The organism is Levilactobacillus parabrevis ATCC 53295 (genome assembly GCF_001434055.1).
Classification (GTDB): Bacteria; Bacillota; Bacilli; order Lactobacillales; family Lactobacillaceae; genus Levilactobacillus; species Levilactobacillus parabrevis.
Map to the genome: position 1 here is coordinate 1 of NZ_AZCZ01000063.1, position 6,980 is coordinate 6,980.

The 6,980-nt window shown below is 47.6% G+C and carries 4 protein-coding genes and 1 pseudogene; all 5 read right to left on the bottom strand.

Annotated elements, in window-relative coordinates:
• A pseudogene (locus FD07_RS11360) lies at positions 1 to 524 on the bottom strand (hypothetical protein); the annotation flags it as partial.
• A gap of 227 nt (positions 525 to 751) precedes the next feature.
• On the bottom strand, positions 752 to 1,438 hold the full coding sequence (locus tag FD07_RS11365; protein ID WP_020090438.1) for a class A sortase: 687 nt from the start codon (positions 1,436 to 1,438) through the stop codon (positions 752 to 754).
• Positions 1,439 to 2,224 carry a class C sortase gene (locus FD07_RS11370; RefSeq protein WP_020090437.1) on the bottom strand — a complete coding sequence of 262 codons (786 nt, stop codon included), beginning with the start codon at positions 2,222 to 2,224 and terminating at the stop codon, positions 1,439 to 1,441.
• A 42-nt stretch (positions 2,225 to 2,266) separates the two neighbouring features.
• The gene (locus tag FD07_RS11375) at positions 2,267 to 3,760 is read right to left on the bottom strand and encodes a SpaH/EbpB family LPXTG-anchored major pilin (RefSeq protein ID WP_020090436.1); all 1,494 of its coding nucleotides are present in this window, start codon (positions 3,758 to 3,760) and stop codon (positions 2,267 to 2,269) included.
• A 3-nt stretch (positions 3,761 to 3,763) separates the two neighbouring features.
• Positions 3,764 to 6,718, bottom strand: a complete 2,955-nt coding sequence (locus FD07_RS11380; protein ID WP_020090435.1) for an MSCRAMM family protein — start codon at positions 6,716 to 6,718, stop codon at positions 3,764 to 3,766.
• Between the last annotated feature and the right edge of the window lie 262 nt (positions 6,719 to 6,980).

Below are 6,980 nucleotides of genomic sequence, written 5' to 3' on the forward strand. Positions count from 1 at the left end.
TTACACAAAAAATTTGACACTCCCTGCATGTCTGTTGCCTTACTTGTATCAAAGCTAGACACATCAACTGTATCCTGATTACTACCATAAAACATATATGCAAAATTAGTTGAATTACTAGTATCTAACTCCGTCCAATTTTTAATCTGCGGTGCGTCATCTGAGAATCCAGAAAATAGAAACGACGCATTTACAGGCGTTTTGACTGACCCTTCAAACGAAATCGTATTAATCTTACGACCGAGTCCAGCCTCTGTTATATTAATATCGAAAAAAGGTGTCACATAACTCCCATACTGTGCCTTAGCTTCCGGTAACTCACCACTTCCAACATGCATAACACCATCTGCAGTTAGTGTCCACGGACAGGTCCCCAATGTTCCCGAATCAACAACCTTCGCATCAGATGCATGCGCAACGACCTCTGTTCCAATCGTAGGTAGCGCGGGCACTGTTCCCAATACCTGAACACCACAAAAAGCCACTCCCGCTGCGACTGCAATCCCAATTGTACTTCGTTTCATGAACGACATCCTCCCTAGTATTGGCTGAGTTCATCTACGTTTTTTCAATGATCAGATCAAAATAATGACTCAACCTAATATCATATGAAACCGTTTCCCTTAATAACCACAGTGTAACATATTCTATACCCGATAATGAGTGAATCTTTCTTCAAAAAGATTACAAAAAATGGCGACGCCTTCACGAGGCACCGCCGTAAGCTTATTCACTTTATTAGTATCAGCTCCTACACCCGCGCCCGCTCCACCGAGTGCAACTCCCCACGAATCACCAGCCGCTTCGGCTCGCCCCGTTTGGCAGAATTACACGTCACCAGCGTCACCAGCGTCTTGCCAGGAACGTCATCGATGACCTCAACCTTGTGACGGTCGATCACCTGGACACGCGTGACCTTATACCGATACACCTGCTGCTTATCCGTCAGGTACACGCTGTCTCCCTTGTGGACACCCTTTAGCGGCGAGAACAGGAGACGTTTGGAGACCATGTAATGCCCCGCCAGCGCGTAATTACCCTGACCCATCTGCTGGTCTGCCTTGAGCGTCCCCGCCCCGCGAACCAGCACGGCATTACTGACACCAACACCAATCGGCAAGTCCACTCCGACCGCCGGGACTCGGAGCTGGCCAACCGCACCGTAGTTACTGGTACCGGTCAGTTCACGGAGTCCATAACTCCCGACCGTGAGCGGGTTCAATTGGGACGTCTTCGCGTAGTTGAAGGGGGCCGTTTCCCCCTGTGCCTCGCGCTTAGTCCGTTTTACACTCTCGACCGTCATCTCACTCAGCGCCGTCTTGCCTAACTGGGTCACCGAAAAGCTCTGCGTTAGTCCTAGGAGGATCAACCCAGCCCCGACGAGAAACATCAGCAGCAACCAGAGGGAACTTTTTTTGTGTCGTTTACGTTTCGCCATTTAGCTCGCCTCCTTTGCGCGTCTGTATCGCCGGTAGCCCAGCCATACGCCCGCTGTCAGTGCCAGAATCGTCAGTATCAGGACCACCGTCTTGTATCGGTCCCAAACGAATTTTCCTGGAGGAATCGCCTCCGTTTCGTTTGGGATTCGCTTGCCAGTGACCAGGAGTCGGTGGGTGTTGATCATATACGGCGTGCAGGTCATCAGCGTTACCTGATTTCGCGCTGCCGACCGGTTGATCGGTTGCCGCGTATCCGCCTTCACCGTCCGAATCGCCGTAACTTCATAGGTCATCAAGCCATAAGCGTTCTTCAGGTAGAAACGATCACCACGATCCACCCGCCAGAGGTCAGTGAACAGCTGGGCCCCGGGTAACCCGCCGTGTGCCGTGATTAGACTGTGCTGGTTGTCCTTCCCTTGCGGAATATCCGTTCCATTGACCAGCCCCGCATATTTTTGAAGGACCTGTTCGCTGGTCCCGACAAAGACAGGGAGTTCAACGTTAATCTTGGGAATTGCTACAAGCGCTAGGGGTTCCGTTTCAACGAACTGCTTCTCATTCTTTTTAAATGGATCCTTGACCGTCGCCGTCTGCTTAACGGATGCTTGTTTCTGAAGTGAACGTTGCAGCGCCTTGAGTTGCCTTTCACTCGCCGTTTGCAGCTGATTTTTATACGCAACGAGGACCCCCTGCTGCCGCCAGCGGGCCACTACGTTACTTGCGGCTGGGTAGCTGATCAGGCCCAAGCCCAAGCATAATAGTAGGATTGCTAGCCATTTGCGCATGTGGGGGTCCCCCTTCTCTAACTGCCTAAGTGTCGATTGCGTTTACGCTTCCTTGCGTTGTCGGTAGTACAGGTAGCCCGCGCCACCCACCAGGAGGCTCCCGATGAGGAGGAACAGCCAGATGCCCATCCCCCCGGTAATCGGGAGGGCGTAGCGTTCATTTTTGATGGTCTGTGCCTTGACTTCCGTAGCATCCTTATCATTGGTAATGTCAAATGCGATGACATCCTCCACGAGGGCATAGCCAGCCGGCGCTTGCGTTTCAACTAAGTTGTATTGTGTTACCCCTCTGACCTTCTCGTCGTACACGTATGGGAGGCCGGTGAAACTGAAAGTACCGTCGGCTACGGAGGTTAGCTCCGTGGCATTTGCCTTATTCTTAACCCACTTTTCAAACTGATTATTCTTGAAAACTGCCCAGGAAGTACCATTCTTACCGAGACTTTGAACTTTAAACTTCGCCCCAGCCAAGCCCTTCCCTGAGTTCGCATCAACCTTCTCAAATTTAGCCCCACCGAGGATCAGGTGATTCACGATACCAATCCAAGAGCCTTTAACCTTGAAAAACTTTTCGTCTGGCTGGGCACTGACCACTTCAACGTTACCGACCTTATCGACGGTAAACGTCAGGGAAATCTTGATATCTCTGCCCTCTGGCTGTTCGTACCAGGGATAGTTTTTAATCGAATGTTCCGTTAACACGTAATTAGTCCCAACAGTCAGGCCGCCAAATTCGATGTTACCTTTGCTATCAGTTCTCAGTTCTTTGAGGACCTTATCACTACCTTCCTCCCGTAGCTCGAAGACCACGCCTTCTAACGCGACATGCTTCTTGCTAAGCGGTGCCAGGGGGTTGATACCGACCTTATGAATCTCCGGATCAACGTCGCGGGCAACGATGTTTTTGGGGTACAAATGGATTGTGTCCTTCGTACTCAGCGGCAAACCGATAATCATGGGGGCCGAGATTCCCGTTAAGTGGTGCGCGGGGGCTTTGGTTTCCATAATCAGGTAGAACCCGCTGTTCGGAAGCTTATCAAAAGTTAGGATGCCATCGGTCCCCTCCAACTCTTGCGTATCAATGGGGCTCAGATTGTACTCCGTCGCAAACTGCTTTTGAGCGGCAATTAATTCTTCCGGATCAGTCTTGCCAGCGGTAATTTTTTCAATCAGCGCATCACGTTTAGTCTTGAATTGCTCGCTGGTCATTTGAACCTTATTGCCATCCTTATCTGCGAAAAGTTCGGAGATGTCATAGACGCTAAAAGTGACCTTTCCATACTGATCGGCGTTATAGGGACTCATGCTTTTGGGAATCTCAACTTCATCCCCAGTGTTTTTAATATCCTCGCGATCCTTATTCTGCGGGGTATCCCCTACACCAATGTTATCCAGCTTATGCAGTTTCATCGTAACTGTTTCAGGCGTTGAGTCTGTTGTTGTATCGCTGGCAATCGCCGTCATGTGGCTGCCTAGCGTGAGGCCACAGAAGGCGAAGGTCGCCAGGGCCAGCTGTCGTAGTTTTCTGAATTTCATGGGTTATCCTCCTCTAGGGTGAGTGCGCCAAATGGCGAGTGCCGATAGGGTGAGTATGAGCCCTAAACTGATGAACCAGATGATCCCGCGGCCCCCAGTAACAGGTAGGCTGTAAGGGTCATTCTTAATCAATTCTGGGGTATCTTGCGTCTTTTCTGAAACGGTAAACTTATGCGTGGTGCCAACGACGTAGCCATCTGGGGCTTTGGCTTCAATCAACTTGTACTTGCCGTATGGCAGTCCCGTCACCTTGATGGCAGCGTCTGTGGAAGTCAGCCTCGTGGCCTCTTCATGGGTATCCACAACACCTGTCATCTTGCGATCATCGTCAAATTTCAGATACTTGCCAGCCTTATTACGGATGATAAACTCAGCACCCGCAAGTGGATTGTCCGTCGTCCCATCAATCTTCTTGAACTGGTAGTCGCCCCGTTTAATCTTGTTCGTTACGGTAATGACTTGGTTATTCTGACCGCCGGAGATGACGACTTGATCTGAGTTACCAGAGATTTTCCAACGTTTGCTGTCCCGATTGTAGGATAAAGTAAACTCTTGCGGTGAGACATAGCCCTTAGGAACTTCTTCAGTAATCGTGTAGGTCATCTTCGGGTCCAGCTTGCGGAGGACGAGTTCACCGTTCTTACCAGTTTTAACCTGGGCAGTTCCTCCATCGCTAGCCTTAACGTTGAAGACTACGCCTTCGAGATCTCTATTTTTCGCAGGGTCCCAAGGGAGGTCACCCAGCTTCTTTAGCGTTATGCCTTTGTGGAAATGCGTTACAACTTCATTTGTTTCGTTTTCGAAGTCGTAGTCTCCGCCAGAATTAAATGCCACTTTGGCTCGATTCCTAAAGGTCCCCACGAAGTCATCATCAAACGTTACACGCATTTGAAAGGCAAATGGGTCCCCATTGAAGTCCAACTCTTCAATTTCACCGTTGGATAATTCGTAAGTGATATTCTGTCCGCTAATAGTAAGTGTACCGCGCATTTGAACCTTCTCATCTTCCCCAGGCTGTCCAGCTTTCTTAGGGTCCGCATATTCAAGCGCCTTACCATCCGTATTGTATAAGACAATTTCTTCCGGTTTGAGCGACATGCCGTCTGGCAATCTATCCGTCAAGATAATCTTATTGGGCTTAGCAACAGACTCGTCCGGAATACTATATGTTGGCTGATAAACCGTGTAGTAAAAACTGCTTAGGTCATTCTCGTCACGGTTGATTGTCGCGCCATCTAAGTCATTGTACTTAGGGTCAAAGACCGGGTTAGTATGAACCGTCTTTGTAGGCTCCTCAGGCTTAAGCGGAACAACAGAGCCAGTAGAGAATGACTGCCAAGTAAATCCAGATTCACTTCTTAACATGAATTTTTGAGTTACGTCAGTCAGTGGGAAGGAAACCGCACCTCTTTCATAGTTAGTCGAACCGAGGAAGTCACCCCATTGATTTTTCCCAGTATATTCGTCTCCCTTATAAACACCTTCGCCAATACCTTCATACCAACCCTTATTAACTTTATCAGCTTGAACAAGTGTATCGTCAGATAATTTTGCTGGTAAGTTCAACCGTGTACCAGCCCATTCGTGTTTACCCAGATCGTTACCATTTAGCGAACCAAACGTGAAGTAGGCACTGTGATCCTCTTCGCTAGTAAATTCAGGAAACTTAAGTCTCTTAGTCCCATCTTCATTCATAAACGTTATATCGATATCGAGTTGTTTAATCCCGTTGTAGACGATACCGGAGTAGAAATTACTAGAAAAATCGATAAACGGTGCTTGCTGCCTCCCCGTTTCCTTATTCTTATCATGGGCCGTCATATTTGAAATTTCGACGATAGCGCCCATCTTATTTTCGAGTTTTTCTGACTGATTCGAAGTAGTATATGCTCCCACCTCTGGGTAGTAAACCACGATGGTTCCCTTATCCAGGTCTGCATCATCTGCTGGAGATTTCCCACCTAATGCTACGGCATAGGAGTGTGCTTCGGGCTTTTGTTGGTAGGAAACGTAATAGTTTTCCTTAAAGTTATCTCCTACATAGAAACCACTAACCTTTTTTCCATCTTCACCTGAGCTCTTGGGTATGACTTCAACTCCCTTTTGACCTATGAGTGTTCCGCCAATCTCCATATTATTATCTGACCAACTTCCGATTTGAACCTGGCCACGATGAACCGCAATGGCACCAGCCTCTAATCTCTTCTCTGGGGCCGTTGTTACTTGTAAGCTCTTAGTGCTGGTCGTAGAAGATGTCTTAGCATTCTCTGTGTTAGCAACTTCCTTGGTTGTGGTCTCTTCAGTCTTCCGTTCAGTAGTTTTCTCAGCAACCTTCTTAGTCGTGTTGTTATCATTGTTAGGCGTCACAGTTTTCTGCGACTTCTTTTGCTTCGTCGTTTGCGAGCCTTTCTTTTTTGTAGAAGTATCTTTATTCTTATCTTCCACTACTGTTTCTTCAGTAGTTTTGTCTTCCGCGTTATTTTCCTCAGTCTTAACTTTAATTTCATGAATACCTTCAACATCTACCGGCGTGTCACCAAGCTTTAGCTTAAGCAGCAATGCTGGGATAAGGAGTGGGTCAGCCAACTTGATAGGTACAGTCAACTTCACCTGCTGCGCTTTCTCTTGTTCATTATTGAGCAAAAGCTGGTGTTCTTCATCAACTTCGGCGGTAATATCCTGGTTCGGGTCTAAGTCAGCGATCTTCCCTGGCTTAAACTTAGCGTTATCTTCATTGTCCAACGTCACCACTGTTTCCCCCTCAGGAACCTCAATGGCCAATTCCAATTGCAGGTTCTGAGGCTGGTGACTGGTCACTTCCGTAACAACTCCGCCCGTCTTATCCTGGAGAGTTGCCGTTGAAATACTGGCTTCCCGTTCCTGCGCTTGCGTGCGTAGAAACGATGTCAAACCAACGAAACACGTTATTAGTAAAATTATTCTTAGCCATTTTTTCATGGGGCAATCCTCCATCTTCAAGCGGGTGGCGAGCTATCGTCTTTTTTGAATAATCTCAGAATAACAGTGAAATGTGAAAAACTTATGAACACCATATGTGTTTTATAATAACATTAACCATGTTGTTGTGTTATATATTAAAACGATTGTGACGACGCCTAAATAATTGGATGGTCATTGCTGCTACGCCTTCATGGTAATAATATATATTTAAAAGCTTGGATAATTCATTTTCATTCGCAAATTGCAAGAACAAGTTAGT